The 25,945-nt window shown below is 70.7% G+C and carries 17 protein-coding genes and 3 pseudogenes; 9 read left to right on the top strand and 11 right to left on the bottom strand.

Annotated elements, in window-relative coordinates:
• Window positions 1–45: 45 nt before the first annotated feature.
• Both ACF1A1_RS31645 and ACF1A1_RS31640 read right to left on the bottom strand, forming a co-directional pair.
• Window positions 46–1,434, bottom strand: coding sequence for a M16 family metallopeptidase (locus tag ACF1A1_RS31645; RefSeq protein ID WP_392004428.1), 1,389 nt, complete (start codon window positions 1,432–1,434; stop codon window positions 46–48).
• The gene (locus tag ACF1A1_RS31640) at window positions 1,431–2,813 is read right to left on the bottom strand and encodes a M16 family metallopeptidase (RefSeq protein ID WP_392004427.1); all 1,383 of its coding nucleotides are present in this window, start codon (window positions 2,811–2,813) and stop codon (window positions 1,431–1,433) included. Before ACF1A1_RS31640 ends, ACF1A1_RS31645 begins: the two co-directional genes overlap by 4 nt.
• Window positions 2,814–3,206: 393 nt before the next feature.
• Here ACF1A1_RS31640 and ACF1A1_RS31635 point away from each other — a divergent pair, with 393 nt between their 5' ends.
• Together ACF1A1_RS31635 and ACF1A1_RS31630 are read left to right on the top strand one after the other, a co-directional pair.
• Entirely contained in the window at window positions 3,207–5,663 is a 2,457-nt protein-coding gene (locus ACF1A1_RS31635) for a DNA topoisomerase (ATP-hydrolyzing) subunit A (RefSeq protein ID WP_392004426.1), read from the top strand.
• Window positions 5,664–6,024: 361 nt separating this feature from the next.
• On the top strand, window positions 6,025–8,067 hold the full coding sequence (locus ACF1A1_RS31630) for a PA14 domain-containing protein (protein ID WP_392004425.1): 2,043 nt from the start codon (window positions 6,025–6,027) through the stop codon (window positions 8,065–8,067).
• Window positions 8,068–8,176: 109 nt separating this feature from the next.
• On the opposite strand, the pseudogene ACF1A1_RS31625 reads toward ACF1A1_RS31630, so the two are convergent.
• Window positions 8,177–9,150, bottom strand: a pseudogene (locus tag ACF1A1_RS31625) (IS701 family transposase).
• Window positions 9,151–9,200: 50 nt separating this feature from the next.
• Complete coding sequence (locus ACF1A1_RS31620) at window positions 9,201–10,325, bottom strand: CobW family GTP-binding protein (RefSeq protein ID WP_392004424.1); 1,125 nt, start codon at window positions 10,323–10,325, stop codon at window positions 9,201–9,203.
• 321 nt (window positions 10,326–10,646) lie between these two features.
• On the opposite strand from ACF1A1_RS31620, the gene ACF1A1_RS31615 reads away from it, so the two are divergent.
• Entirely contained in the window at window positions 10,647–11,204 is a 558-nt protein-coding gene (locus tag ACF1A1_RS31615; RefSeq protein ID WP_392004423.1) for a DUF6082 family protein, read from the top strand.
• A 247-nt stretch (window positions 11,205–11,451) separates the two neighbouring features.
• The gene (locus ACF1A1_RS31610) at window positions 11,452–11,691 is read left to right on the top strand and encodes a hypothetical protein (RefSeq protein WP_392004422.1); all 240 of its coding nucleotides are present in this window, start codon (window positions 11,452–11,454) and stop codon (window positions 11,689–11,691) included.
• A 461-nt stretch (window positions 11,692–12,152) separates the two neighbouring features.
• Here ACF1A1_RS31610 and ACF1A1_RS31605 read toward each other — a convergent pair whose 3' ends face one another.
• The gene (locus tag ACF1A1_RS31605) at window positions 12,153–13,319 is read right to left on the bottom strand and encodes a citrate synthase/methylcitrate synthase (RefSeq protein WP_392004421.1); all 1,167 of its coding nucleotides are present in this window, start codon (window positions 13,317–13,319) and stop codon (window positions 12,153–12,155) included.
• 96 nt (window positions 13,320–13,415) lie between these two features.
• Here ACF1A1_RS31605 and ACF1A1_RS31600 point away from each other — a divergent pair, with 96 nt between their 5' ends.
• The 4 genes from ACF1A1_RS31600 (at window position 13,416) to ACF1A1_RS31585 (ending at window position 18,250) form a co-directional block, all read left to right on the top strand.
• Entirely contained in the window at window positions 13,416–14,672 is a 1,257-nt protein-coding gene (locus ACF1A1_RS31600) for a citrate synthase (RefSeq protein ID WP_392004420.1), read from the top strand.
• A gap of 158 nt (window positions 14,673–14,830) precedes the next feature.
• Window positions 14,831–15,769 (top strand): sucrase ferredoxin, encoded by a 939-nt coding sequence (locus ACF1A1_RS31595; RefSeq protein WP_392004419.1) that lies wholly within the window; start codon window positions 14,831–14,833, stop codon window positions 15,767–15,769.
• A 133-nt stretch (window positions 15,770–15,902) separates the two neighbouring features.
• Entirely contained in the window at window positions 15,903–17,573 is a 1,671-nt protein-coding gene (locus ACF1A1_RS31590; RefSeq protein ID WP_392004418.1) for an ATP-binding protein, read from the top strand.
• On the top strand, window positions 17,570–18,250 hold the full coding sequence (locus ACF1A1_RS31585) for a response regulator (RefSeq protein ID WP_392004417.1): 681 nt from the start codon (window positions 17,570–17,572) through the stop codon (window positions 18,248–18,250). The genes ACF1A1_RS31590 and ACF1A1_RS31585 overlap by 4 nt, the downstream gene beginning before the upstream one ends.
• 80 nt (window positions 18,251–18,330) lie before the next feature.
• On the opposite strand, the gene ACF1A1_RS31580 is transcribed toward ACF1A1_RS31585, so the two are convergent.
• The 5 genes and pseudogenes from ACF1A1_RS31580 to ACF1A1_RS31560 form a co-directional block, all read right to left on the bottom strand.
• A complete protein-coding gene (locus tag ACF1A1_RS31580) occupies window positions 18,331–19,923 on the bottom strand; it encodes a cation acetate symporter (RefSeq protein WP_392004416.1) in 1,593 nt (530 codons plus the stop codon).
• On the bottom strand, window positions 19,920–20,480 hold the full coding sequence (locus tag ACF1A1_RS31575) for a DUF485 domain-containing protein (protein ID WP_392004415.1): 561 nt from the start codon (window positions 20,478–20,480) through the stop codon (window positions 19,920–19,922). Before ACF1A1_RS31575 ends, ACF1A1_RS31580 begins: the two co-directional genes overlap by 4 nt.
• A 78-nt stretch (window positions 20,481–20,558) precedes the next feature.
• A pseudogene (locus ACF1A1_RS31570) lies at window positions 20,559–21,110 on the bottom strand (response regulator); the annotation flags it as partial.
• A gap of 10 nt (window positions 21,111–21,120) precedes the next feature.
• A pseudogene (locus tag ACF1A1_RS31565) lies at window positions 21,121–21,585 on the bottom strand (DUF1453 domain-containing protein); the annotation flags it as partial.
• Window positions 21,586–22,094: 509 nt separating this feature from the next.
• Complete coding sequence (locus ACF1A1_RS31560; protein ID WP_392004414.1) at window positions 22,095–24,218, bottom strand: type IIA DNA topoisomerase subunit B; 2,124 nt, start codon at window positions 24,216–24,218, stop codon at window positions 22,095–22,097.
• Window positions 24,219–24,661: 443 nt separating this feature from the next.
• Here ACF1A1_RS31560 and ACF1A1_RS31555 point away from each other — a divergent pair, with 443 nt between their 5' ends.
• Window positions 24,662–24,892, top strand: coding sequence for a hypothetical protein (locus tag ACF1A1_RS31555; RefSeq protein WP_053848812.1), 231 nt, complete (start codon window positions 24,662–24,664; stop codon window positions 24,890–24,892).
• A 113-nt stretch (window positions 24,893–25,005) separates the two neighbouring features.
• On the opposite strand, the gene ACF1A1_RS31550 is transcribed toward ACF1A1_RS31555, so the two are convergent.
• Complete coding sequence (locus tag ACF1A1_RS31550; protein WP_392004413.1) at window positions 25,006–25,857, bottom strand: S1 family peptidase; 852 nt, start codon at window positions 25,855–25,857, stop codon at window positions 25,006–25,008.
• Window positions 25,858–25,945: the final 88 nt, after the last annotated feature.

Genomic DNA, 25,945 nt, shown 5'->3' with positions numbered 1-25,945 from the left:
ATCCGTCGGTCACCAGGGCCCCACGCGCGCGTGTCGTCGCGGTGCCTACTCCGCGGACACGACCTTCACCTCTCCGATGCCCAGGGCCTCGACCGGCTCCTTGATCTGGGCGGCGTCACCGACGAGGACGGTCACCAGGCGGTCGACCGGGAAGGCGCTCACCACGGCCGCGGTGGCCTCCACGGTGCCGGTGGCGGCGAGCTGCTGGTACAGCGTCGCCTGGTAGTCGTCGGGCAGGTGCTGCTCGACCTGGTCGGCCAGCGTGCCGGCGACGGCCGCGGCGGTCTCGTACTTCAGCGGCGCCACGCCGACCAGGTTCTGCACGGCGACGTCGCGCTCGGCGTCGGTGAGACCCTCGGCGGCGAGGGTGTGCAGCACCTGCCAGAGGTCCTTCAGCGCGGGACCGGTGTTCGGGGTGTCGACGGAGCCGCTGATGGCGAGCATCGCGGCGCCCGTGCCGTCCGGCGCGGAACGCAGGACCTGCCCGAAGGAGCGCACGCCGTAGGTGTAGCCCTTCTCCTCGCGCAGGACGCGGTCCAGGCGGGAGGTGAGGGTGCCGCCGAGGCAGTACGTGCCGAGCACCTGCGCGGGCCACACGCGCGCGTGCCGGTCGGGGCCGACGCGGCCGATCAGCAGCTGCGTCTGGACGGCGCCGGGACGGTCCACGATGACGACCCGGCCGGCGTCGTCGGCGGTCACCGGCGGCACGGGCCGCGGCTGGGCCGAGGAGCCCGTCCAGGCGCCCAGGGTGTCTCCGAGGAGCGCGTCCAGGTCGACCCCCGTGAGGTCGCCGACGACCACGGCCGTGGCCGTGGCGGGACGGACGTGCTTCTCGTAGAAGGCGCGGACGGCCGCGGAGTCGATGCTCTCGACCGTCTCCGCGGTGCCCTGGCGGGGGCGCGACATGCGCGCGGTGGCCGGGAACAGCTCCTTGGAGAGCTCCTTGGCGGCCCGCCGGGAGGGGTTGGCCAGCTCGTGCGGGATCTCGTCGAGGCGGTTGCGGACGAGTCGCTCGACCTCGCTGTCGGCGAACGCGGGCGCCCTGAGGGCGTCGGCGATCAGGCCGAGGGCCTTGGCCAGGCGGGAGGCCGGGACCTCGAGGCTCAGCCGGACACCGGGGTGGTCGGCGTGCGCGTCGAGGGTGGCGCCGCAGCGCTCCAGCTCGGCGGCGAACTCCTCGGCGGAGTGCTTGTCGGTGCCCTCGGAGAAGGCCCGCGCCATGATCGTGGCGACACCGTCCAGACCGGCCGGCTCGGCGTCCAGGGGCGCGTCCAGGAGGATCTCGACGGCGACGACCTGCTGGCCGGGACGGTGGCAGTGCAGGACGGTCAGGCCGTTGTCGAGCGTCCCGCGCGCGGGGGCGGGGAACGCCCACGGCCTGGCCTCGCCCGCCTGCGGCTGGGGGTGGAAGTCCATCGTGGCGAGCTCGGTCACTGGGCCGCCTCCTCGTTCTCGTCGGCGGTGTTCTCGGTGCTGGCGGTGTTCTCGGCGCTCTCGGCGCCTTCTGTGCTCTCGACGGGCTCGTAGACCAGCACGGCCCGGTTGTCGGGACGCAGACGGGCCTGGGCGACCTCCCGCACCTCCTCCGCCGTGATGTCCAGCACACGCTGGACGGCGGTCAGGGCGAGCTGCGGATCACCGAAGAGCACGGCGTACCGGCACAGTTCGTCGGCGCGGCCGGCGACCGTACCGAGGCGGTCCAGCCACTCGCGCTCCAACTGGGCCTGGGCACGCTCCATTTCCTCGGCCGTGGGGCCCTCCTCGGCGAACCGGGCGAGTTCCTCGTCGATGGCGGTCTCGATGACCGGCACCTCGACGTCGCCGGAGGTCTTCACGTCCAGCCAGCCCAGGGAGGGCGCCCCGGCGAGCCGCAGCAGGCCGAAGCCGGCCGCCACCGCCGTACGGTCGCGGCGGACGAGGCGGTTGTAGAGGCGGGAGGACTCACCGCCGCCGAGGATGGTGAGCGCCAGGTCGACCGCGTCGCACGCGCGCGTGCCGTCGTGCGGCAGGCGGTAGGCGGCCATCAGGGCGCGGGCCGGGACCTCCTCCTCGACGACCTCGCGCAGCTGCTCGCCGATGATGTCGGGCAGGGTGCCGTCGCCGGGGGCGGGCTTGCCGTCGTGGGCGGGGATCGAGCCGAAGTACTTCTCGATCCAGGCGAGCGTCTGCTCCGGGTCGATGTCGCCGACGACCGACAGCACCGCGTTGTTGGGCGCGTAGTAGGTGCGGAAGAACGCGCGCGCGTCCTCCAGGGTCGCCGCGTCCAGGTCGGCCATGGACCCGATCGGGGTGTGGTGGTAGGGGTGGCCGTCCGGGTAGGCGAGGGCGGTCAGCTTCTCGAAGGCCGTGCCGTAGGGGACGTTGTCGTAGCGCTGTCGGCGCTCGTTCTTGACGACGTCGCGCTGGTTCTCCATGGACTCGTCGTCCAGGGCGGCCAGCAGGGAGCCCATGCGGTCGGCCTCGAGCCAGAGGGCGAGCTCCAGCTGGTGGGCGGGCATGGTCTCGAAGTAGTTGGTGCGCTCGAAGCTGGTGGTGCCGTTGAGCGAGCCGCCCGCGCCCTGGACCAGCTCGAAGTGGCCGTTGCCCTTGACCTGGGCGGAGCCCTGGAACATCAGGTGCTCGAAAAGGTGAGCAAGGCCGGTACGCCCCTTGACTTCGTGGCGCGAACCGACGTCGTACCAGAGACACACCGCCGCGACGGGGGTCAGGTGGTCCTCGGAGAGCACCACGCGCAGGCCGTTGGCCAGGCGGTGCTCGGTCGCTGTCAGGCCCCCGGAGCCTGCCTGGGCTGTGGCCGTGTGACCCATGGGCATGTACGTCCCTTCCGATCGCGGACGCGGTCGTCGAAACCGCGGTTTTCCTGCCGGTCCTGCCACTGTATGCAAGCGCGCGGAGCGTCGGAGAAGTTCCCGGACGACGTACGCCGAGAGCGAGATCGCGTAGCCTGCGGGCAGTCGTGGAGGAGGTGCCCCTCCAGCCGGGGCCGGACGCCGACGCCCGGGGCGTGGCCCGCACTGTCAGTGCCACGGTCCACAATGGTCCGCGTCAGACCCGTCACACGCTTCAGCCAGAGCGAGCCGAAGGGGACGCGTCGGTGTCGAGAGGGTGAGTGCGCTGGGGCCCGCAGGGCTGAGCACGAGCGCCCCTGGACACCGATGTGAACGTCCCGTAGGCGAGCGACCAGAAAACAGGAGGAGCCGGCAGCGATGGCCCGCCGCAGCACGAAGACCCCGCCGCCCGACGACTCGTACGAGGAGAAGATCCTCGACATCGACGTCGTCGACGAGATGCAGGGCTCCTTCCTCGAGTACGCGTACTCGGTCATCTACTCCCGCGCCCTGCCGGACGCCCGCGACGGTCTCAAGCCGGTGCACCGCCGCATCGTCTACCAGATGAACGAGATGGGCCTGCGCCCCGACCGCGGCTATGTGAAGTGCGCGCGCGTCGTCGGCGAGGTCATGGGCAAGCTGCACCCGCACGGCGACGCGTCGATCTACGACGCCCTGGTGCGCATGGCCCAGCCCTTCTCCATGCGGGTGCCGCTGGTCGACGGCCACGGGAACTTCGGCTCACTGGGCAACGACGACCCGCCGGCCGCCATGCGGTACACCGAGTGCCGCCAGGCGGCGGCGACGAGCCTGATGACGGAGTCGATCGACGAGGACACCGTCGACTTCGCGCCCAACTACGACGGCCAGGAGCAGGAACCGGTGGCCCTGCCCGCCGCCTTCCCGAACCTGCTGGTCAACGGCGCCTCGGGCATCGCCGTCGGCATGGCCACCAACATGCCGCCGCACAACCTGGGCGAGGTCATCGCGGCCGCCCGCCACCTGATCCGCTACCCGGGCGCGGACCTGGACGCCCTGATGAGGCACGTCCCGGGCCCCGACCTGCCCACCGGCGGCCGGATCGTCGGCCTCTCCGGGATCAGGGACGCGTACGAGACGGGCCGCGGCACCTTCAAGATCCGCGCCACCGTGTCGGTGGAGACCGTGACGGCCCGCCGCAAGGGCCTGGTCGTCACGGAGCTGCCCTTCGCCGTCGGCCCCGAGAAGGTCATCGCCAAGATCAAGGACCTGGTCGGCTCGAAGAAGATCCAGGGCATCGCCGACGTCAAGGACCTCACCGACCGTGCGCACGGCCTGCGCCTGGTCATCGAGATCAAGAACGGCTTCGTGCCGGAGGCGGTCCTGGAGCAGCTCTACAAGCTGACCCCGATGGAGGAGTCCTTCGGCATCAACAACGTGGCGCTGGTGGACGGCCAGCCGCTCACGCTGGGCCTGAAGGAGCTCCTGGAGGTCTACCTCGACCACCGCTTCGAGGTCGTCCGGCGCCGCAGTGAGTTCCGCCGGGGCAAGCGGCGCGACCGCCTGCACCTCGTGGAGGGCCTGCTCACGGCGCTCATCGACATCGACGAGGTCATCCGCCTGATCCGCTCCAGCGAGAACAGTGCGCAGGCCAAGGAGCTCCTGATGGAGCGCTTCTCCCTGTCGGAGATCCAGACCCAGTACATCCTGGACACGCCGCTGCGCCGGCTGACGAAGTACGACCGCATCGAGCTGGAGGCGGAGAAGGAGAGGCTCAACGAGGAGATCGCCGAGCTGACCCGGATCCTGGAGTCGGACACGGAGCTGCGCAAGCTGGTCTCCGCCGAACTGGCCTCGGTGGCCAAGAGGTTCGGCACCGAACGCCGTACGGTCCTGCTGGAGTCGGCGGGCAGCCCGGCCGCCGCCGTACCGCTCCAGGTCGCCGACGACCCCTGCCGCGTCCTGCTCTCCTCGACGGGCCTGCTGGCCCGCACGGCGAACAGCGAGCCCTTCGCGCAGGACGGGGACGCCAAGCGCACCAAGCACGACGTGATCGTCTCGGCGGTGCCCGCCACCGCGCGCGGCGAGATCGGCGCCGTCACCTCGGCGGGCCGCCTGCTGCGGATCAACGTCGTCGACCTGCCGCAGCTCCCGGACACGGCGTCGGCACCGAACCTCTCCGGCGGTGCCCCGCTGGCGGAGTTCGTCTCCCTGGAGGGCGACGAGACGGTGGTCTGCCTGACCACGCTCGACGAGTCCTCCCCCGGGCTGGCACTGGGCACGGAGCAGGGCGTCGTCAAGCGCGTGGTGCCCGACTACCCGTCCAACAAGGAAGAGCTGGAGGTCATCACCCTCAAGGAGGGCGACCGGATCGTCGGCGCGGTCGAGCTGCGGACCGGTGAGGAGGACCTGGTCTTCATCACGGACGACGCCCAGCTGCTGCGCTACCAGGCCTCGCAGGTGCGCCCGCAGGGCCGCCCGGCGGGCGGTATGGCGGGCATCAAGCTCACCGAGGGCGCCAAGGTGATCTCGTTCACGGCGGTGGACCCGGCGGCGGACGCGGTGGTCTTCACGGTCGCGGGTTCGCGCGGCACCCTGGACGACTCCGTCCAGACGACGGCGAAGCTGACCCCGTTCGACCAGTACCCGCGCAAGGGCCGCGCCACGGGCGGCGTGCGCTGCCAGCGGTTCCTGAAGGGCGAGGACTGCCTGTCCCTGGCCTGGGCGGGCGCCGCTCCGGCGCGGGCCGCCCAGAAGAACGGCACCCCGGTCGAACTCCCGGAGATGGACCCGCGCCGCGACGGCTCGGGCGTGTCGCTGGCGAAGACGGTGTCGGTGGTGGCGGGTCCGCTCTAGGCGGTGCCTTCCGGATCAGCCCGACCCGGGGCCGCGGCGCCTGGCTGACACCGCGGCCCCGGGATGATCCGAAGGACACTGCCTGGTGGTGCTTCGTGAGGTCTGCTGATCTTGGCTGGTTGGGGGCATGGCGGAGGGATGTGGCCGGCGCAAGTCGATCCAGCTGGTGGCCGAGCGGTTGCCGGACGGGAACATGCGCGCGGCGCCGCTACGGCTGACGTCCACCGGTACGGCCGACGAGTGGCGAACGTCCGTGAAAAGTGGTGAACGGGCGGGGCAACCCTGCCCCCGCCCCATGAGTCACACAGGCGTCACCCGTTTCACATGCTTTCCCTTGGTCCAGAAGGGGCCCACTCTCCTGATGACTCGTACCCGGCTGTCCGCGCTGGCCGCGACGGCGGCGCTCGCCACCACCGGCGGCCTGATCACCGCCGCCCCCGCCTCCGCGGCGGTCACCTGCACCTCTCCCCTCTGGAGGGCGCAGTACTTCGGCAACTCCACCTTCGGCGGCACGCCGAAGCTGACCGCCTGCGACTCCGTCATCAGCGAGAACTACGGGTACGGCGACCCGGCGGGCGTCACGCTGCCCAAGGACAACTTCTCCGTCCGCTGGTCCCTCACCCGTGACTTCGGCTCCGGCGGCCCCTTCCGGCTCTCCGCCGCCACGCAGGACGGCATGCGCGTCTACGTCGACGGCGTGCGGAAGATCGACCTGTGGAAGAACGTCTCCACCACCGCCCGCAGGACCGTCGACCTGACCATCCCGGCCGGCAAGCACACGATCCGCGTGGACTACGTTGCCTGGACCGGCGTCGCCAACGCCGCCTTCACGTACACCCCGCGCACCGAGGCCGCCGTCGACACGGTCAAGCCGCTCGCCCCGACCGGCCTCACCGCCGCGTACAACCGCGACACCGCCAAGACGACCCTGCGCTGGGCCGCCAACAAGGAGATGGACCTCGCCGGGTACCGCGTGTACCGCCGACTGAGCGCCACGAGCTGGGCGAAGGTCAGCGGCACGTCGCTGCTCACCACCCCGTCCTTCGTCGACGCGTCGCCCGCGACCGGCCAGACCTTCCTGTACGAGGTCCGCGCCGTCGACAAGGCCGGCCGCGAGTCCACCGGCAGCCCGGACGTGACGGCGACGACCGTGGACCGCACGGGCCCGGTGCCCCCGACCGGTCTCACGGTCGTCAGCGACGCGTGGTGGGCCGCCCTGAACTGGCAGGCCGTCGCCGACGCGGCGAAGTACGAGGTGTACGCCTCGTCCGAGGCCACCGGCCCGTTCACGCTGCTGGGCACGACGACCACGGCGTCGTACCGGACCGACGCGCCCCCGAACGCCCCGCGCCACTACCGCGTCCGCGGGGTCGACGCGCTCGGCAACCCGGGGGCGTACGCCACGGTCACCGGCGACGGCGTCGACCGTACGCCGCCGGAGTCCCCGACCGGCCTGAACTCCTACGCCGTTCCCGCCTCCACCTCGGTGAACTGGACGGCGCCCGGCGGCCGCTGGGTCGAGGACTGGGACAACGGCGGGCACTACCGCGTGTACCGCTCGCCCGGCAAGACCTTCGACCCGGCCGCGCGCACCGAGGTGGCCTGCGCCGAAGAGGGGAGCAACGAGGCGGGCAACGGGGGGCGGTGCGTCGACCTGGACATGCCCATGAACACGTACGTGACGTACGCCGTCACGGCGGTGGACCCGGACGGCAACGAGTCCGCGTACTCCGCGCCGCTCGTCGTCCGCACCGGCGACACCGTGGCGCCCGGCCCGGTCACCGGCGTGAAGGTCACCCCGCGCGCCGACGGCATGCTGGTGAGCTGGGCCGCCTCGCCCGAGGACGACATCGACGAGTACGTGGTGTGGACGGGCGTCCGGCAGGCCGACGGCACGGTCAAGTGGCTCGGCCCCGACACCTGCGCGGAGGGCACGAGCAACCCGCTCGCGATCCTCTGCGGCGACCTGCCGGACGGCGAGACGCACGTGTACGCGGTGATGGCCAAGGACCGCTGGGGCAACACGCTGCACCCGAGCGACCCGAAGGTCACCGTGGTCGAGGCCACCGAGCTCGACGTCCGGCCGTCCGTGACCGTCACCCGGGACTGGAACCTCGGCAGGTTGAGCCACAACGCGACGGCCACCCGTCCGTCCGTCGACTGGCAGTGCACCGACACGGCCCGCTGCGCCACGGTCACCGGCTACCGCGTGAGCCGGTGGAACCCGGTGACCAAGGCGTACGAGCCCCAGCACGACGGACTACTCCCGGCGGACGCCCGGACGTGGGCGGACACCACGGCGACGAAGGGGAACACGTACTTCTACACGCTGGAGGCCGTGACGGCCGACGGCACCGTGGTGGGCACGTACCCCTGGTACACCGTCTTCCAGGACCGCGTCTAGCTTCGTTAGGTTCTGCTTCTGTTTGTGGTGAGGGGGCGGCCGCAGGTGGTGCAGGTGCCGGTCCAGCACCTCAGCAAGTCCTGAAGGATGTCGAGGACTTGGTAGAGGGTCAGGCCGGCGTGTGTGCTTTGGGGTCGAGCCGCCGCAGGGTGAGGAAGGCCTGGGCGGCGGTGACGAGGGTGACGTGGTGGTGCCAGCCGCGCCAGGTGCGGCCTTCGAAGTGGTCCAGGCCCAGACCGTGCTTGAGCTCGCGGTAGTCGTGCTCGATGCGCCAGCGCATCCTGGCCCATCGCACCAGGTCGGTGATCGGTGTGGTGGCGGGCAGGTTGGTCATCCAGTAGCCGGTCGGCTGCTGCTGTGCTCCCTCGGACTGTTCGACCAGCAGGGTCCGCAGGGGCAGCACTCCATCCCACTGGCTGCGTCCGCCGCCCTGTTCCTGGGGGGGTCGGGAGGTTTCCTTGCCGGACGGCCGCACCTCGAGAACAGCAAAGCGGGAGGTCATCGTGCCTTTGCTGCCCTCACGCCAGACGACTTCCTCAAACCGGATGTCGGCATCGATGAGCTGCGGCAGAGGCCGAGCCGACTCACGGTAGCGGGGCAGAGTGGGCGGCCCCAGACCGCCATAGGCAGGCTGATGCGGCTTGGCCCCAACCGGGCGGGCGGTCTCCTTGGGGTCGACGGCCATACGTATGACCAGCCCCGTTCTTCCAGCGCAAGTCGGAAGGAGAAGCCGCGTCCGTAGCCGGCATCGGCCACGATCACCGGCACCGTCGGCAACCAGGTGGCCAACCGGTCCGGCAGGCCCAGTTCCAGCCGGGACTTGGAGGCATGCCCGACAATCCGCTGCCGCACCGGCAGCGGATCCCATGGCGACTGGTTCACGAACTGCTGCAGGGCCTGCATGTTCCCGTCCGGCAGCCGCTCGGCCATCGGCTGGATCGACTTGCGCCGACCGTCCAGCATCAGACCACGCAGACAACAATCACCCCACCGCCGCTGATCCCGCCGCGGCAGCGACCCAAACACATCAGCAACGAACTCCGATAACTCACCCCGGAGCCGTTCCACCTCACCGAGCTTCATACCCACCACCATGCCGGTGACCAGGCAGGACCGGGAGAGCTAACGAAGCACTACTGGGCCTCCGGGAAGACCTCGGCGGAGTCCTCCGGGTCGATTCCCGTGAAGGCGTCCGCCCAGGTCTCCTCCTCCGGTTCCCCGGGGTCCTGTACGTAGCGCAGAACGCCCCACATGCCGTGCTCGTCGGCGTGTGGGGCGTCGTTCCCGCACGCCTCGAGTTCCTTGCCGAGAGCGGCCGTGTCGATGCCGGAGCCGATGAGGACGAGCTGGGTGAGGCGCTCCTCCGCGGTTCCCCAGGGTTCGGGACAGAAGCGGAGGAAGCGGCCGACGGCGTGCACGGCGTACCGGTTGCCGGGGTCGTGCGGGCCGAAGTCGACGTACCCCTTGATCCGGTACAGCCCCTCGGGGCGGCTGTCGAGGAACGCCATCAGCCGTCGCGGGTCGAGGGGGACCGCGGAGGTGAAGGACAGGCTGTCGTACGTGGTGTGCAGGTGGCCGGCGTGGTCGTCGTACTCATGGTCGTCCTGCCGGTGCAGGTCGTCGAAGGAGAGCTGCCCGACGCGCTCCTCACCCGGCCGGCAGTCGAAGAGGAACTCGGGGTCGATCCGGCCGTAGGTGGCGGGGACGACGGCCGCCCGGTCGGTGAGGGAGCGGACCAGACCGAGGACGCGGTCGGCGTCGGACGTCCGGTCCAGCTTGTTCACGACGACGAGGTCGGCGAGGGCCAGGTGCCGGTCGATCTCGGGGTGCTTCGCGCGGGTCTCGTCGAACTCGGCGGCGTCGACGACCTCGACGAGTCCGCCGTACACGATCCCCGGGTGCTCGCTGGCGAGCACCATCCGCACGAGTTCCTGGGGCTCGGCGAGGCCGCTCGCCTCGATGACGACGACGTCGATGCCGGTGGAGGGGCGGGCGAGCCGTTCGAGGTAGACGTCGAGCTCACCGGCGTCGACGGCGCAGCACAGACAGCCGTTGCCGAGCGAGACGGTGGAGTCTCCGAGCGCACCGGCCACGGCCATGGCGTCGATCTCGATGGCCCCGAAGTCATTGACGATCGCGCCGATACGGCTGCCGCCGCTGCGGTGGAGGAGGTGGTTGAGCAGTGTCGTCTTGCCGGAGCCGAGGAATCCGGCGAGAACGACGACCGGGATCTGCTGCGGACTGCGGCTCTGCGTCAACGTGCGACCTCTCTGGCACCAGCGCGTGCACCGGCTCGCAACCGGCGCGCGGTCGGGAAGGGAACGACGACCCAGGATACGAGCCGGAAGAATCACCGCGAAGTGAACGATTGTTAGCAGCGCTCGCGGGGCAGACGTTGGTCAAGGCGCCGTGGCGTGCGACCCTCACTTCCCTCCGTGCGCCTCTTCTCCGCCTCCCCGCCGATCAGAGCCGCTCGGCACTCTGGGAGACGGCAAGCGCCATCCACCGCTCGCCGGTCCCCGTCAGTCCATCCGCATCGTCCGACGACCGGCTGACGGTCGCCTGATTCGGGGGTTGACATGGCCACACTGAAATCGCGGGTACGGAGGCTGGGGCCCGTCGCGGCGGCGGGATTCGGCCTGGCGGCCGGAGCCCTCGTCACGCTCGCCGCACAACGCCACACGCTCAAGGCACTGCACACACGGCTCGAACGCATCGAGCAGATGGCGTCCACACAGCAGCACGCCAACCTGGCACACCAGCAGCGGCTGCACTGGGAGCTGTTGAGCAAGGCCATCGACAGTCCCGAACTGGCGGAAGTGCTGGACATCTTCGAAGTCCCCGCGTCGCCCCAGAAGCGACGCCAGTACCTCTTCGCGAACGCCCTCTACACGAACCTGCTCTTCTACTACCGCATCGGCAATCTCACGCGTGAGGAGTTCTACGGACGCGTCCGGGGCCTCCTGCAGAACCCTGTCGTCCGGGAGTACTGGTACGCGACGCAGGGCCAGCGTGCCACGCTGCCCGACGACTCGGACGAGGCCGATCTCGGCCGCATGGTCGACGACCTGCTGCACCGGCTGGAGGAGGCCGACATAGACGAATGGTGGGTGGTCGGCGAGCCGCCGAGCGAGTAAACCGGCGCACGGTCCGAGAATCACGCCGTCGGCCCATAACGAACGGATGAAGTGTCACGTTGTCCCAGACGCTGCTGGGGTTGACTCACACGTGATCGCGTAGGCGACTCCATAAGATCATCGCTCACGCCGCCGGATGACGAACGCGCCCCACAGGGCCGCCCCATCGCCCCGCAGCCGTCGTGCGCAAGCTCTTCCAGCCTTGTGTTCAACCTTGTTCAGCGTGGAAAGTCAGAGGGAACCAACAGTGAGTCAGATCATCCGTCGGATCGGTGTGCCCCCAAGCCAGCGGGGGAGCACGGGAGGAGGCAACTGCCCCGACATCTTCGAGTTGGCCGACGGGAACTTCGCCGTCATCGGCACGGACGCCACGGAGGCGCTCGATGCCGGGCTTCCTTCCGACGCCTCACGCGCCGACTACGAGCGCATCGTGGTCATCACCCGCGAAACGCTGATCCGCGCCAAGGCCGACATCCCCGACGTGTGATCGGCCGCGAGGCCTGATGCGGGGGGGTGTGTGGGGCTGGGCGTGGCGCCCTGTCGACCGTCGTGTCCCTGATCTCCGGCCCAGCGGCCGTCTTCGGTCCCCGCCGGGCAGTCTGACCGCCGCGGGCGTCGCCGTCGCGGCAGGGAAGTCCCGGCGTCGGGAGGACTCACCAGCATCCCCGTCGTCAGAACCGACCGACCGCACCCGAGCCGCGACGGGCAGTTCGCGGACGCGCCTCCCGAGTTCCTCGCAGAGCCCGGAGCGCGCCCGTGCGACCGGCCGGTGCGGGTGACGAGCACGTTCTCCGGTCCGGCATCTCTCGAGGTGCCGGACCTTCGCGTTCCTCAGGCGGCGCGGTCAGCCAAGCCGGGTCCCTCACGCCGCCGTTCCTCGGGTCACACCCGACGTCCCCGCGTCCCTCGGGCAACGTCCCACTTCCCCGCGTTCCTCAGGAAATGCCCTCACGCCGCGCTCGGCACCGCCACGGGTGCCCCCGGTCCCACATACCGCGCCACCGGACGGATGATCTTCGAGTCCCGCGCCTGTTCCAGGATGTTGGCGCTCCAGCCGACGACCCTCGCCGCCGCGAAGGTCGGGGTGAACATCTCGCGGGGCAGACCGCACAGTTCCATGACGACGCCCGCGTAGAACTCCACGTTCGTGTGCAGCTCCCGGCCCGGCTTCAGCTCGGCGAGGATCGTCTCGACGTGCCGCTCGACCTCGACGGCGAAGTCGACCCGCGGGCCCCCGAACCGCTGGGCGATCTCGCGGAGCATGCGGGAACGCGGGTCCTCGGTGCGGTACACGGCGTGACCGAAGCCCATGATGCGCTCTCCGGCGAGGACACGCTCCCGGATCCAGGCGTCGATGCGGTCCGGCGTGCCGATCGCGTCCAGGGTGTCCAACGCCCGGCTGGGCGCGCCGCCGTGCAGCGGCCCGGACAGCGCGCCCACGGCTCCGACGAGGCAGGCCGCCACGTCCGCGCCGGTCGAGGCGATGACCCGGGCGGTGAACGTGGAGGCGTTGAAGCCGTGATCAATGGTTGAGATCAAGTATTGCTCGACGGCCCGGGCCCGTTCCGGCTCGGGTTCGACGCCGGTGAGCATGTACAGGTAGTTCGCCGCGTACGACAGGTCCTCGCGCGGCTCGACGGGCTCGAGCCCCCTCCCCAGCCGGTACAGCGCGGTGAGCAGCGTCGGCACGGCTGCGGCCGCCACGACGGTGTCCTCACGGCGCCGGTCCGCGTCGATGTCGTACACCGGCCGAAACGCCTTGGCCGCCCCCAGCAGCGACAGGGCCGTACGCATTCCCGCGAGCGGGTTCGCGCCTGCCCCGGCCGCGGCGATGGCCGGCAGCACGGCCCGGACCTCACCGGGCAGGTGACGCAGCGCGGCGGTCTCGGCGGCGAAGGAGGCGCCGCGCCGCGCGTCCGGCAGATCGCCGTGCACCAGCAGGTGCCAGACGTCCTCGAAGGTGCGGGACCGCGCCAGGTCGACGGCCGAGTACTGGCGGTAGTGGTAGAAGCCCTCTCGTCCTCGGACGTCACCCACCTCCGTGTCGGTGACGACGACTCCGGCGAGCCCCCGCGGTACCTCGATGAGTGCGGCTGCGGACCTGTTGACGGACATGACGACCTCCCTGGACTTGATTTACTGTCCATGGTTGACTCAAATCTTGTCAACATTGATTGAATCAACGCATAGCCCTGCCGATACGGTGATCCCATGCGCGACCAGGAGCCCGGCCCCGCCCACCCGGAACGACGACTGAGCACCAAGGAGGCCGCCGAACTGCTCGGCGTGAAGCCCGAGACGGTGTACGCGTACGTCAGCCGGGGCCAGCTCAGCAGTCGGCGGGTGCCCAACGGCCGCGGCAGCACCTTCGACGCCAAGGAGGTCGAGGCGCTCGCGTGGCGCAACAGGCGGGAGAGCGGCGGGGGCCCGGCGTCGGGCGCGGAACTCTCCGTGCGCACCCGCGTCACCTTCATCGACAAGGACCGGTACTACTACCGGGGCGTCGACGCCACCGAGCTGGCGACCCGCCACTCCTACGAAGAGGTCGCCGAGTGGCTGTGGACCGGCCGGATGCGCCCCAAAGTCACGTTCACCGCGCCCGAAGCCTCCGTCGAGGCCGCCCGCCGCGCGGTGGACGCGCTGCCGGAACACACCGGCCCCGCCGACCGGTTGCGGGTCGCCGCGATCGCCGCCGCCGCCGCGGACCCCCTCCGGTACGACCTGTCCGAGGGCTCCGTGCTCGGCACCGCGCGCACCCTCATCCCCACCCTCGTCGCCGCCCTGCCGCCGAAGCACCGCACCCACCGGGACGGCGGCGCCCTGGCACAGCGGCTGTGGGGACGGCTCAGCTGGCGGCCCGCCGCCGAAGCACCGCTGCACGTCCTGGACACGGCTCTCGGCCTGCTCGTCGACCACGACCTGGCCGCTTCCACGCTCGCGGTGCGCGTCGCCGCGAGCGCCCGCGCCCACGCCTACGCGGCCGTCTCCGCCGGGCTCGGCGTGATCGAGGGCCCGCTGCACGGCGCGGCGAGCGGGCTCGCCCACCGGCTGGTGCAGGAGGTGCTCGACCAGGGCTCGGCGGCTCCCGTGATCGCGGAGGAACTGCGGGCCGGCCGCCGCATCCCAGGGCTCGGGCACCGCCTCTACCCGGGAGAGGACCCACGCGCGCGGGTGCTCTTCGCCCTCCTGGAGGAGGTTCCCGAGGCCGCGCCCGCTCTCGCCGCGGCCCGCGACATCGTGGCCACGACCGCCCGGTACAGCCCGCTGCACGCCAACGTCGACCTCGCGCTCGCCGTCCTCACCGCGTCCTGCGGCATGGAGGCCACGGCGGGCGAGACCGTCTTCGCCGTCGCCCGTACGGCGGGCTGGATCGCGCACGCCCTGGAGGAGTACGGGGAGCGCCCCCTGCGCATGCGTCCCAGTGGACACTACGTGGGCCCGAAGCCGCCGCAGCCGCTGCCGGAGTGAGCCCGCGGCCGCCTCGCGACCACTCGACGCGACAGCCTCGACGCGACAGCAGAGCGGCGCGCACGTACTCCGGAACTGCACGCGCGCGCGTGCGTGTGGAGCAGGACACGCGGCCGACGGTAAGTCACACCGCGCGAAGTCAGGTTAGGCTCACCTCTGTGAGTACGTGCACGGCCGTCTCGCGGGACCTGGACGAGCCCATGTCCGGAACCGCGCCCACGGCGAGGACCTGGCTCCTGCTGGAACAGTCCGGCCCCTGGGGTGCCAAGGCACTCGTTTCGAGCCACCTGGACCCCGCACTGGGCCGCGCCCTGGAGGCGGCGGCCCAGAACACGGGCGTCCGCGTCGCGCTCATCCGGCGCCCCGGACGGCACGCGGACTGCCGCACACCGCGCCTGCGCCAGGTGTACGCGGCCCACACCGTCCCCGGACGGGTGTGGCTGCACAGCGCCACGACCAGCGACCCGAGCCAGCTGCTGGACCTCGACTTCGCCGCGCTCGGCCGGGGCGACCACCACAGCTTCGACACCGCGCTCCAGGGCCGGCCCCACACCGGCGATCCGCTGGCCCTCGTCTGCACCAACGGCAAACGCGACCGCTGCTGCGCGCTGCTGGGCCGTCCCCTCGCAGCCGAACTCGCCGCCTCGGGCGTGGACGGCGTCTGGGAGGTCACCCATTTGGGCGGTCACCGCTTCTCCCCCACCCTGCTCGTCCTGCCGCACGGCTACGCCTACGGCCGGGCCGCGGCGCACACCGTCAAGGAGGTCCTCCACGGCGTCCGGGACGGGCGGATCGTGCTGGACGGCTGCCGCGGGAGCTCGGCCTGGGAACGGCCCGGCCAGGCGGCGGAACTGGCCGTGCGGGCGGCGACCGGCGAGCATGCGGCGGAGGCCCTCGGTGTCGTCCGTACGGACGGCGAGGCGCCACGCTGGGAGGTGACCGTCGCACACACCGACGGCCGGCACTGGAGCGTCGTCGTGGCCCAGGGCGCGTCCCTGCCACCGCGCGCGGAAAGCTGCGGAGCGTCGGTCCTGGGCGCACCGGCGCGGATGGACGTGGTGGCGGTGCGCGAACTGGCGACGGCACTGGCGGGCTGAACCCCGTTCCCGGCTCCATCACTCCATCAGGACACGACGGAACCGTTTCCTCTTGACCCCTCTTGAGCCGATCAAGAGATCCACACCACACATCCCTACGGCTGCACCGGCCGGTCCACGTACCGTCATGGGTATGAGCCCCACTCCCCCCGTCCGGCGCCTGCGCCTCGGAATGCCCCGGCGCGTTTTCTCGCAGGTGCTGCTCATGCAGCTGGCGATCGCCGCCGGAGTCGCGGTGCTCGCGACGGGGCTGTTTCTCGCCCCGCTCAGCAACCAGCTGGACGACCAGGCGATGCGCCGCGCGCTCGCCATCGCGCAGACCACCGCGGCGGTGCCACAGATCGCCGAGGACCTGCAGAGCACGCCGCCCTCCGCCGACGGGCCGGTACAGCGGGAGGCGGAGCGCATCCGCAAGGCCAGCGGTGCCGAGTACGTCGTGGTCATGGACGCCCATGGCACACGCTGGTCGCACACCGACCCCGAGGAGATCGGCGGCCACGTCTCGACGGACCCCAGCCAGGCGCTGGCCGGCAGGGACGTCATGGAGATCGACAGCGGCACCCTCGGCCGCTCGGCCCGCGGCAAGGTCCCCCTGCGCGACAGCGACAACGAGATCATCGGGGCGGTCTCGGTGGGCATCGAGTACGACAGCGTGCGGGCCCGGCTGATCCACGCGATCCCGGGGCTGTTCGCGTACGCCGGCGGCGCACTCGCCGTCGGAGCGCTGGCCGCCTGGCTGATCTCCCGGCGGGTCCAGCGGCAGACCCGCGACCTGGCCTTCTCCGACATCTCGGCGCTGCTCGCGGAGCGCGAGGCGATGCTGCACGGCATCCGGGAGGGCGTCGTCGCCCTCGACCGCGCCGGGCGCATCCGCCTGCTCAACGACGAGGCACAGCGCCTCCTGGGCATCGGGGACAAGGCCGTGGGGCGCTCGCCCGACGAGGCTCTCGGCGAGGGCCGTACGGCCGACGTCCTGGCCGGCCGGGTGACCGGTACGGACCTGCTCACCGTGCGCGGGCAGCGCGTCCTGGTCGCCAACCGCATGCCCACCGACGACGGCGGCGCCGTGGCGACGCTGCGCGACCGCACCGAGCTGGAACAGCTCGGCCGCGAACTCGACTCGACACGCGGCCTCATCGACGCGCTGCGCGCCCAGGACCACGAGCACGCCAACCGCATGCACACCGTGCTCGGACTGCTCGAACTGGAGATGTACGAGGACGCGGTGGACTTCGTGGGAGAGGTGGTCGGCGACCACCGGGCGACCGCCGAACAGGTGACCGAGAAGATCGAGGATCCGCTGCTCGCCGCCCTGCTGGTCGGCAAGGCGACCGTCGCGGCCGAGCGCGCCGTCGCCCTGCGGGTCTCGGACCGCACCCGGCTCCCCGACCGGCTGGTGGACCCGCGCGGGCTGGTCACGGTCGTCGGCAACCTGGTGGACAACGCCCTCGACGCGGTCGCGGGTACGCCGCACGCGTGCGTGGAGATCGAACTGCGCGCCGAGGGACGCACCGCCGTCCTGCGGGTCCGGGACACGGGCCCCGGAATCCCGCCGGAGCATCGCGAATCGGTGTTCACCGAGGGGTGGTCCACGAAGAAGCCGCCAACGCACGGCAAGCGCGGCATCGGTCTGTCCCTGGTGCGCCGGCTCGCCGAACGGCAGGGCGGCAGCGCGTCGGTCGGTGAGGCGCCGGAGGGCGGCGCCGAGTTCATCGTGATCCTGCCCGAGGCACTGGCCGAGCCCGACCTGGAACCCGCCCTTGCCGCATCCACGAAGAACACGGTCGAGAAGGAGTCGCGATGATCGAGGTCCTGGTCGTGGACGACGACACCAGGGTCGCGCAGGTCAACGCCGCCTACGTCGAGAAGGTGCCGGGCTTCCACGTCGCCGGCGAGGCGTACAGCGCGGCCGAGGCCCTGCGTCAGCTGGAGCTGCTGCCCCACCTGGACCTGGTCCTGCTGGACCACTACCTGCCCGACGAGACGGGTCTGGAGGTCGTGCAGGAGATGCGCCGCCGCGGCCACCAGACGGATGTGATCATGGTGACGGCCGCGCGGGACGTCTCGACCGTGCAGGCGGCGATGCGGCAGGGCGCCCTGCAGTACCTGGTCAAGCCGTTCGCCTTCGCGGGTTTGCGCGCCAAACTGGAGGCGTACGCGGAGCTGCGCCGAACGCTCGACGGCGGCGGCGAGGCCGAACAGGCCGACGTCGACCGCATCTTCGGCGCCCTGTCCGCGCCGTCGGAGCCGGGGCTGCCCAAAGGCCACTCCCCCACCACCGCCGAACTGGTCCGCCAGTCACTGATGCACGCCGAAGGACCTCTGTCGGCCCAGGAGATCGCCGACCGGACCGGGGTGAGCCGCCAGACCGCCCAGCGCTATCTGAAGCTCCTGGAACGCACCGGCAGGGCCCGCCTGACCCTGAAGTACGGCGACGCGGGCCGCCCCGAACACCGTTACGTGTGGGCGACCCGCACCTGAGGACGTGACCCGACGGGCGCGGGAAGAGCCCTGCCCGCCGCTGGGCACCACAGGCCTACGACGATCAGGGCCCCGGTCCCCTAGACGGCCCCCGCCCCCGTCAGCGACCGCACCTCGGTCTCGGCGTGCTTGGCCGCGTCGGCGACCTCGGCCGAGGTGACCGTGCCGAGCCAGCCCGCGAGGAAGCCCAGCGGGATCGAGACCAGGCCCGGGTTCTGCAGCGGGAAGAACTGGAAGTCGAGGCCGGGAAAGAGCGACTGAGGACTGCCCGATACGACCGGCGACAGCAGGACCAGCACCAGCGCCGGGACCAGTCCCCCGTACACCGCCCACACGGCGCCACGCGTGGTGAAGCCCCGCCAGAACAGCGAGTACAGCAGGACCGGGAGGTTCGCGGACGCGGCGACGGCGAAGGCGAGCCCCACGAGGAAGGCGACGTTGAGATCGCGGGCCAGCAGGCCGAGGCCGATGGCGACCACGCCGATCCCGACGGCGGCGATCCGTGCCACCGCCACTTCGCTGCGCGGTTCGACGTGCTTGCGTCGCAAGGAGGCGTACAGGTCATGGGCCACCGACGCCGAGGAGGCAAGCGTGATCCCCGCGACCACCGCGAGGATCGTGGCGAAGGCGATGGCCGCCACGATCGCGAACAGAACCGTTCCTCCCATGGAGCCGGCCCCGCCGCCCAGATCGAGGGCCAGCAGCGGAACCGCCGTGTTCCCCGCCGCGTTCGACCGGCGTACGGCGTCCGGACCGACGATGGCCGCCGCGCCGAAGCCGAGGACGATCGTCATCAGGTAGAAGCCGCCGATGAGCCCGATGGACCAGACGACGGAACGCCGGGCGGCCCGCGCGGTCGGCACGGTGTAGAAGCGGGACAGGATGTGCGGCAGCCCGGCGGTGCCCAGCACCAGGGCGAGCCCCAGGCTCATGAAGTCGAAGCGCGCCGTCCAGTCCCCGCCGTACTTCAGCCCGGGCGCCAGGAACGCGGCGCCGTGCCCGCTGCGTTCCGCCGCTGTGAGCAGCAGCCGGTCGAAGTCACCGTGGAAGCGGACCAGGACGAGCACGGTGAGCGCCAGGGTGCCGCCCAGCAGCAGTACTGCCTTCACGATCTGAATCCATGTGGTGGCCCGCATCCCTCCCAAGGACACATAGATCACCATGAGCGCACCGACACCGATGACGGTCCAGGCCTGGGCCGCCTCGCCGGTCTTGCCGAGGAGCAGCGCGACCAGGCTGCCCGCACCCACCATCTGCGCCACCAGGTAGAGAACGGACACGGTGACGGACGACGTCCCCGCCGCGATCCGCACCGGCCGCTCGGTCATCCGCGCGGCCACCACGTCGGCGAGTGTGAAGCGTCCGCAGTTGCGCACCAGTTCGGCCACGAGGAACAGCACCACCAACCACGCCACCAGGAAGCCCACCGAGTACAGCAACCCGTCGTAGCCGAAGAGCGCGATGAGCCCGGAGATGCCGAGGAAGGAGGCGGCCGACATGTAGTCGCCCGCGATGGCAAAACCATTTTCCATCGGCGAGAACAGCCGCCCGCCGGCATAGAACTCCTCCGCCGAGCCACGGCGCTTCCGGCTCACCCATGTCGTGATCCCCAGCGTGACCGCGATGAAGGCGCTGAACAGCAGCAGCGCCAGCGTCTGATGATTGCCGGTCATGCCACACCACCTCGTGCCTCGCGCGTCAGCTCCTGCGTCTCCCAGCGCAGGTCGAGCGCCGCCCGGTCCCTGCGCAGCCGTGCGTGCCGGGAGTAGGCCCACGTGAGCAGGAACGTGCTGAGGAACTGCCCGAGCCCCGCGAGCAACGCCACATTCACCGCACCCACCACGGGACGTGCCATGAAACCGGGCGCGGTCGTCGCGGTCACGACGTAGGCCACGTACCAGAGGAAGAAGCCGACGACCGCTGGGACCACGAACCGCCGGTACCGGCTGCGCACCTCCTGGAAGGCCGCACTGCGCTGCACCTCGAGGTAGACCTGGGCCGCCGCCACGGCCCCGTCCTGTCGCTCCCGGCGCGCCGCCGAAACGTCTGCCACGGGCGGACTCAGGCTGCCCGACTCGCCCCAGCCCGAGGCGAGCACGTCGTACCACGGATCCGTGTACCGGGCATGTCCTGCGGCCTCGACGGACGCCGGTCCGTGGCCTCGCCCATGGTCGCCCGCACTCTCGGAACTGTCCCCGCTGTCACGGGTACGGCCGTTGCTTGACTGCATGCCCAAGGATGGACAGAACGGGAAGATCCGTGACTCTTCTTCCCTGGGCTCTTCACCCCATCAGGTGATCAAGAGCCGTCACCCCGTCGGCGGTCGCACCACCCCCTTCCGGTACGCGTAACGCACGGCCTGGGCCCGGTCCTTGATCCCGGCCTTGGAGAACAGGTTGTTGATGTGGGTCTTCACGGTCGCCGTGGACACATGCAGCCGCTGGGCGATCTCCTGATTGTTGAAACCTTCGGCGATCAGAACCAGCACCTCCGTCTCCCGCGTGGTCAGTCCATCCGGTGGGCCGACGGGCGCCACAGGCTCCGGCTCGGGTGCCGACAGGCGCTCCAGCAGGCGCCGCTGAACCCTCGGCGACAGCCCCGCGTCCCCCGACAGGACACTGTGTACGGCCCGCACGATCTCGTCCCCGTCCGCGTCCTTGGTGAGGTACCCCCGCGCACCCGCTCTCAGCGCGGGGAACAGCGAGTCGTCGTCCGCGTACGTCGTGAGCACCACGACCTGCGTGCCGGGATGCTCCGCCCTGATGCGCCGAGTCGCCTCGACCCCGTCGCAGCGGGGCATGCGCAGGTCCATCAGCACCACGTCCGGGTCGAGTTCCGCGACCAGCTTCACCGCCTCGTCCGGCCCGCACGGGCGTCCGGCCGAGGGACAGCACGCGCCATGTCAGGACTCGTGAGCGGAGCAGCAGGGTGGCCGCGAGTGCCGGCAGCAGAGCCGCGCTGTCCTGGCGGACGCCCACCAGCGCGCCGCACGCGTACAGGCCCACGCGCAGGCCTATGCCGGCGCCCCAGACGGCCACGCTCGCCTTGGTGCCCCTGCTCCACACGACGCCGTCCGCTTCCACCCATATGCGGGTCGTCCACGCCCATCCGGCTCCCGTGGCCAGGCCGACGAGCAGGTCGGCGCCGATAAGGAGAGCCGACACGGTGGGGTGGTGGGGGTCGAGAAGGCGGGGCTCGCGCAGGGCCAGGACGGCGAGGATCCCGGGCAGGACCCACCAGCGCCGATCGGTGTCGACGCGGCTTGCGCGGAACTGCCGCACGATCACCAGGGCGGCCACGGCCGCGATCAGCAATGCGTTGACGAGCCCGGACATCACAGCCTCCGTGAGCGGGAAGGAGCTGTCGGCAGCGAGTGCCGCCGACGCCTTCGACGCTACGGAAACGCGCAGGTCCGCAGATCGGAGCAGGGGTGGATCACGGGTGGATTCCCGAGAGCTCGGCTCTCCACCCACGGGTGGAGCCCCGCCGAAACGCCGCTGGTCAGGCCTCCAGACAGGGCACTCTGCGGGGCACCCGGCACCGGGGCACCCGGCACGGGACACCCGGCACGAACCTACTGGTCCGCCGGCAGGTGACGGCCTCGGCTTACGGCTCGCCCCAGTGGGGGCATGGCGTTCGCCCATCCAGTGCGTGCTCCACACCCGCCGCTCACCGCGAGAGCACAGCCGCTCGCCCGACAGTCCGCTGCTCATCCGTCCCCGGCGCGACCGGCCGGACCGCCCCACTCCGGGCCCCCGCCTGAAGGCCAAGCCAGGCCAGGGCCTGGCAAGCCCTCGAGCGAGGGCACACGGCAACCCGCTCCACGCCTGGCCCGGCGCAGCCCCTACGCGTCGATACGCGACCGGTCCAACGTCGCCGCCGAGCTGGAGATGAACTCCTTGCGAGGTGCCACGTCGTTGCCCATGAGGAGGTCGAACACCTGCTCCGCCGCCTCCAGGTCGGAGAGGTTGATGCGGCGCAGGGTGCGGTGGCGCGGGTCCATCGTCGTCTCGGCCAGCTGGTCGGCGTCCATCTCGCCGAGACCCTTGTAGCGCTGGATGGAGTCCTTGTACCGGATGCCCTTGCTCTGGAACTCCATGAGCTTGTCGCGCAGCTCACGGTCCGAGTACGTGTAGACGTACTTGTCCTGGCCCTTCTTGGGCTGGACGAGCTCGACGCGGTGCAGCGGCGGGACCGCGGCGAACACCCGGCCGGACTCCACCATGGGCCGCATGTAGCGGTGGAACAGCGTCAGGAGCAGGGTCCGGATGTGGGAGCCGTCCACATCGGCGTCGGTCATCATGATGATCTTGCCGTAACGGGCCGCGTCGATATCGAAGGTCCGGCCCGACCCCGCCCCTATGACCTGGATGATCGCGCCGCACTCGGCGTTCTTGAGCATGTCGGTCACGGAGGACTTCTGGACGTTGAGGATCTTGCCACGGATCGGCAGCAGGGCCTGGAACTCGGAGTTCCGGGCGAGCTTCGCCGTGCCGAGCGCGGAGTCTCCCTCGACGATGAACAGCTCGCTGCGGTCGACGTCGTCGCTGCGGCAGTCGGCGAGCTTCGCGGGCAGGGACGAGGACTCCAGGGCCGTCTTCCGGCGCTGCGCGTCCTTGTGCTGACGGGCAGCGATACGCGTACGTGCCGCGGCGACCGCCTTCTCCATCACGACCCGCGCCTGAGCCGCCGCGTCCCGCTTCGTGGACGTCAGGAACGCCTTGAGCTCCTTGGAGATCACGGTGTTCACGATCCGGCGGGCCGCCGAGGTACCGAGGACCTCCTTGGTCTGGCCCTCGAACTGCGGCTCGGCGAGACGGACGGTGACGACGGCGGTCAGGCCCTCGAGCGCGTCGTCCTTGACGATGTCGTCCTCGGCGACGCGCAGCAGCTTCTTCGCGCGCAGCACCTCATTGAGCGTCTTGACGACGGCCTGTTCGAAGCCGGCCACGTGCGTGCCGCCCTTGGGGGTGGCGATGATGTTGACGAACGACCGAAGCGTCGTGTCGTAGCCCGTGCCCCAGCGCAGTGCCACGTCGACGCCGAGTTCGCGGGTGACCTCCGTCGGCGTCATCTGGCCATGGTCGTCGAGGACCGGGACCGTCTCCTTGAAGGTGCCCTGCCCGGTGAAGCGGAGGACGTCGCAGACGGGTTTGTCGGTGGCCAGGTACTCGCAGAACTCGCTGATGCCGCCGTCGAAGCGGAAGGACTCCTCGCCCTTGCTGCCGCCCTCGCCGAGGCCGTACTCGTCACGGACGACGATGGTCAGACCGGGCACCAGGAACGCGGTCTGGCGCGCGCGCTGGTGGAGGTTCTCGAGCGAGAGCTTGGCGTCCTTGAGGAAGATCTGGCGGTCGGCCCAGTACCGAACGCGCGTGCCGGTGCGGGTCCTGGGGATCTTCTTGGCCTTGCGCAGACCACTCTTGCTCTCGAACTTGGCGTCCGGTCCGTCGGCCGCGAACGCGCCGGGGACACCGCGGCGGAAGCTGATCGCGTGCGTGTGCCCGCCGCGGTCGACCTCGACGTCCAGGCGGGCGGACAGGGCGTTGACCACGGAGGCGCCGACGCCGTGCAGACCGCCGGAGGCGGCGTAGGAGCCGCCTCCGAACTTGCCGCCGGCGTGCAGCTTGGTCATGACGACCTCGATGCCGGACAGGCCGGTCTTGGGTTCGACGTCGACCGGGATGCCCCGGCCGTTGTCGCGGACCTCCACCGAGCCGTCGTCGTGGAGGACCACCTCGATGTGGTCGCAGTAACCACCGAGAGCCTCGTCGACTGAGTTGTCGATGATCTCCCAGAGGCAGTGCATCAGACCACGACTGTCGGTCGAGCCGATGTACATACCCGGGCGCTTGCGTACGGCCTCGAGGCCCTCGAGGACGAGGAGGTGCCGCGCGGTGTAGTTGGAACCGTCCCGGTCTGCTCCTGCCAGCAGCGCTGTGGACGGCACGGACGTTTCGGCGGTCACGCGGTTCGCTCCTCGCTGAATTTCAAGTGGGCCCTAGTGGGGAAGGGCGCGGCTTCGGTCGCCGCCAAGAGGGTACCGAGGCCTGGTAGAGCCGTTGTAACGCCACCCTCGTCTGAACGCAGCGTAGTCCAGAGTCGCATGAGTGTTCGATCCCTCGATGGAGTGAAGTACATATCACGTTCCCTTCGAGGCATGAACCATTTAGGCTCCGGGCACGTCCTCATGAACAAACCGGCAATCCAGCCGGGAGGACGGAACCATGACCGACAGCGCGAAACCGTAAGACACGACAGACACGCAATACGGCACATTCGCCGCCAAACCGGCAGCAGACGGCCACCTCGGAAGATTTTTTTCGAGGAGAAGCCACGAGCGGGAACGTTTTGGGGCTGGTTGGATGTTGACCCTGGTACGACAGCTCGTCGAGCTAGAGAAGAGGCGACGTGACTACTGTTCTGACCCCCGCGAGCCCGCTGACGGCCGCTGACCGCTGCGACCGCTGCGGCGCACAGGCGTACGTGCGCGTCGTCCTGCTCAGCGGCGGAGAACTGCTCTTCTGCGCCCACCACGGTCGCAAGTTCGAGCCGGAACTCAAGAAGATCGCCGCTGAGATACAGGACGAGACGGAGCGGCTGACGGCCGTTCCCGCATCCGCCTCCGAAGAAGAGCGCTGACCGTTCGCGTTCCACGACGAGCTAGATCCGGCACAGGCCGGCACATGGGCGGCCGCCCCTGCTCCCAGGGGCGGCCGCCCACGCTCGTCATGCGAAGAGAGCGCTCAGGCCTGTCAGGCGGCCCTGTGCGGCTCCCGGGAGCCGGTCTCCCAGCGCAGTGCGCGCAGAAGGTCGGACACACGCGTGTAGACACCCGGGCTCCCCGGCCGCCCGCAGCCACTCCCCCATGACACGAGCCCGATCAGCCGGCCCTGCGCGACCAGCGGTCCGCCGCTGTCGCCCTGGCAGGAGTCCCGGCGGCCTCCCACCTCTCCGGCACACACCATGGTCTCCGCCGCGTACGTACCGTTGTCCGGTCCGGGATACGCCGCCTCGCAGAGGCGGTCGGCCAGCACATGGACGGGAGCGGCTCTCAGCCTGTGCGCGTAGGAGCCGTGTCCCGTGGTGTCGCCCCAACCGTAGACCGTGGCCTCGGTGCCGGGCGTGTACGCCGGATCGCCGGCTGCGGCCATGCTGATGACCGAGGACCGCGGCAGTGCCTCGGTGAGTCTGAGCACGGCGAAGTCTCCTGAGTTGATGGAGCTGTCGTAGGCCGGATTCACCCAGACCTCACCCACCGGGATCTCGCGTCCCGCGTTCGAGGAGAGGTCCGTGCGCCCTGTGACGACCTTCAGGTCGGCCACCCGCGGCGACCCCAGCACTTCCTCGCTCATGCAATGGGCCGCCGTGAGTACGGTGGACGGCCCGACTGCCACACCCCCGCAGAACTGCCCCGACCGCATACCGCCGAACCGGTCACGGCTGGACAACGCGACGGTCCAGGGGCTGATGGAGACATCAACCGGGAAGCCACCCACGACGACGCCGTCGGCGGCCGCCGGCGCGGCGGAGACCAGCGGTATCGCCATGGCTGCGGCCGACAGGACCAGCGGCCGGGCCAGGGCCCGGACAAAGGGACGACGCATAGCGCTCCTCACTCTGGAGTGACCGATGGACACTCAGGGTGATGCACCTCATGGCGCCGTGCACCCGCACCCATGCCGAAGGCCCGGC

This window comes from Streptomyces sp. NPDC014995, assembly GCF_043080745.1.
Lineage (GTDB): Bacteria > Actinomycetota > Actinomycetes > Streptomycetales > Streptomycetaceae > Streptomyces.
Note: the sequence above shows the minus strand (reverse complement) of the source record. Positions and strands in the feature narration are given on the sequence as shown.

Coding starts and splice junctions, on each gene's coding strand:
- ACF1A1_RS31640 (WP_392004427.1), bottom strand. CDS start 2,813: ATGCCCATGGGTCACACGGCCACAGCCCAGGCAGGCTCCGGGGGCCTG.
- ACF1A1_RS31635 (WP_392004426.1), top strand. CDS start 3,207: ATGGCCCGCCGCAGCACGAAGACCCCGCCGCCCGACGACTCGTACGAG.
- ACF1A1_RS31630 (WP_392004425.1), top strand. CDS start 6,025: ATGACTCGTACCCGGCTGTCCGCGCTGGCCGCGACGGCGGCGCTCGCC.
- ACF1A1_RS31615 (WP_392004423.1), top strand. CDS start 10,647: ATGGCCACACTGAAATCGCGGGTACGGAGGCTGGGGCCCGTCGCGGCG.
- ACF1A1_RS31605 (WP_392004421.1), bottom strand. CDS start 13,319: ATGTCCGTCAACAGGTCCGCAGCCGCACTCATCGAGGTACCGCGGGGG.
- ACF1A1_RS31600 (WP_392004420.1), top strand. CDS start 13,416: ATGCGCGACCAGGAGCCCGGCCCCGCCCACCCGGAACGACGACTGAGC.
- ACF1A1_RS31590 (WP_392004418.1), top strand. CDS start 15,903: ATGAGCCCCACTCCCCCCGTCCGGCGCCTGCGCCTCGGAATGCCCCGG.
- ACF1A1_RS31585 (WP_392004417.1), top strand. CDS start 17,570: ATGATCGAGGTCCTGGTCGTGGACGACGACACCAGGGTCGCGCAGGTC.
- ACF1A1_RS31580 (WP_392004416.1), bottom strand. CDS start 19,923: ATGACCGGCAATCATCAGACGCTGGCGCTGCTGCTGTTCAGCGCCTTC.
- ACF1A1_RS31575 (WP_392004415.1), bottom strand. CDS start 20,480: ATGCAGTCAAGCAACGGCCGTACCCGTGACAGCGGGGACAGTTCCGAG.
- ACF1A1_RS31550 (WP_392004413.1), bottom strand. CDS start 25,857: ATGCGTCGTCCCTTTGTCCGGGCCCTGGCCCGGCCGCTGGTCCTGTCG.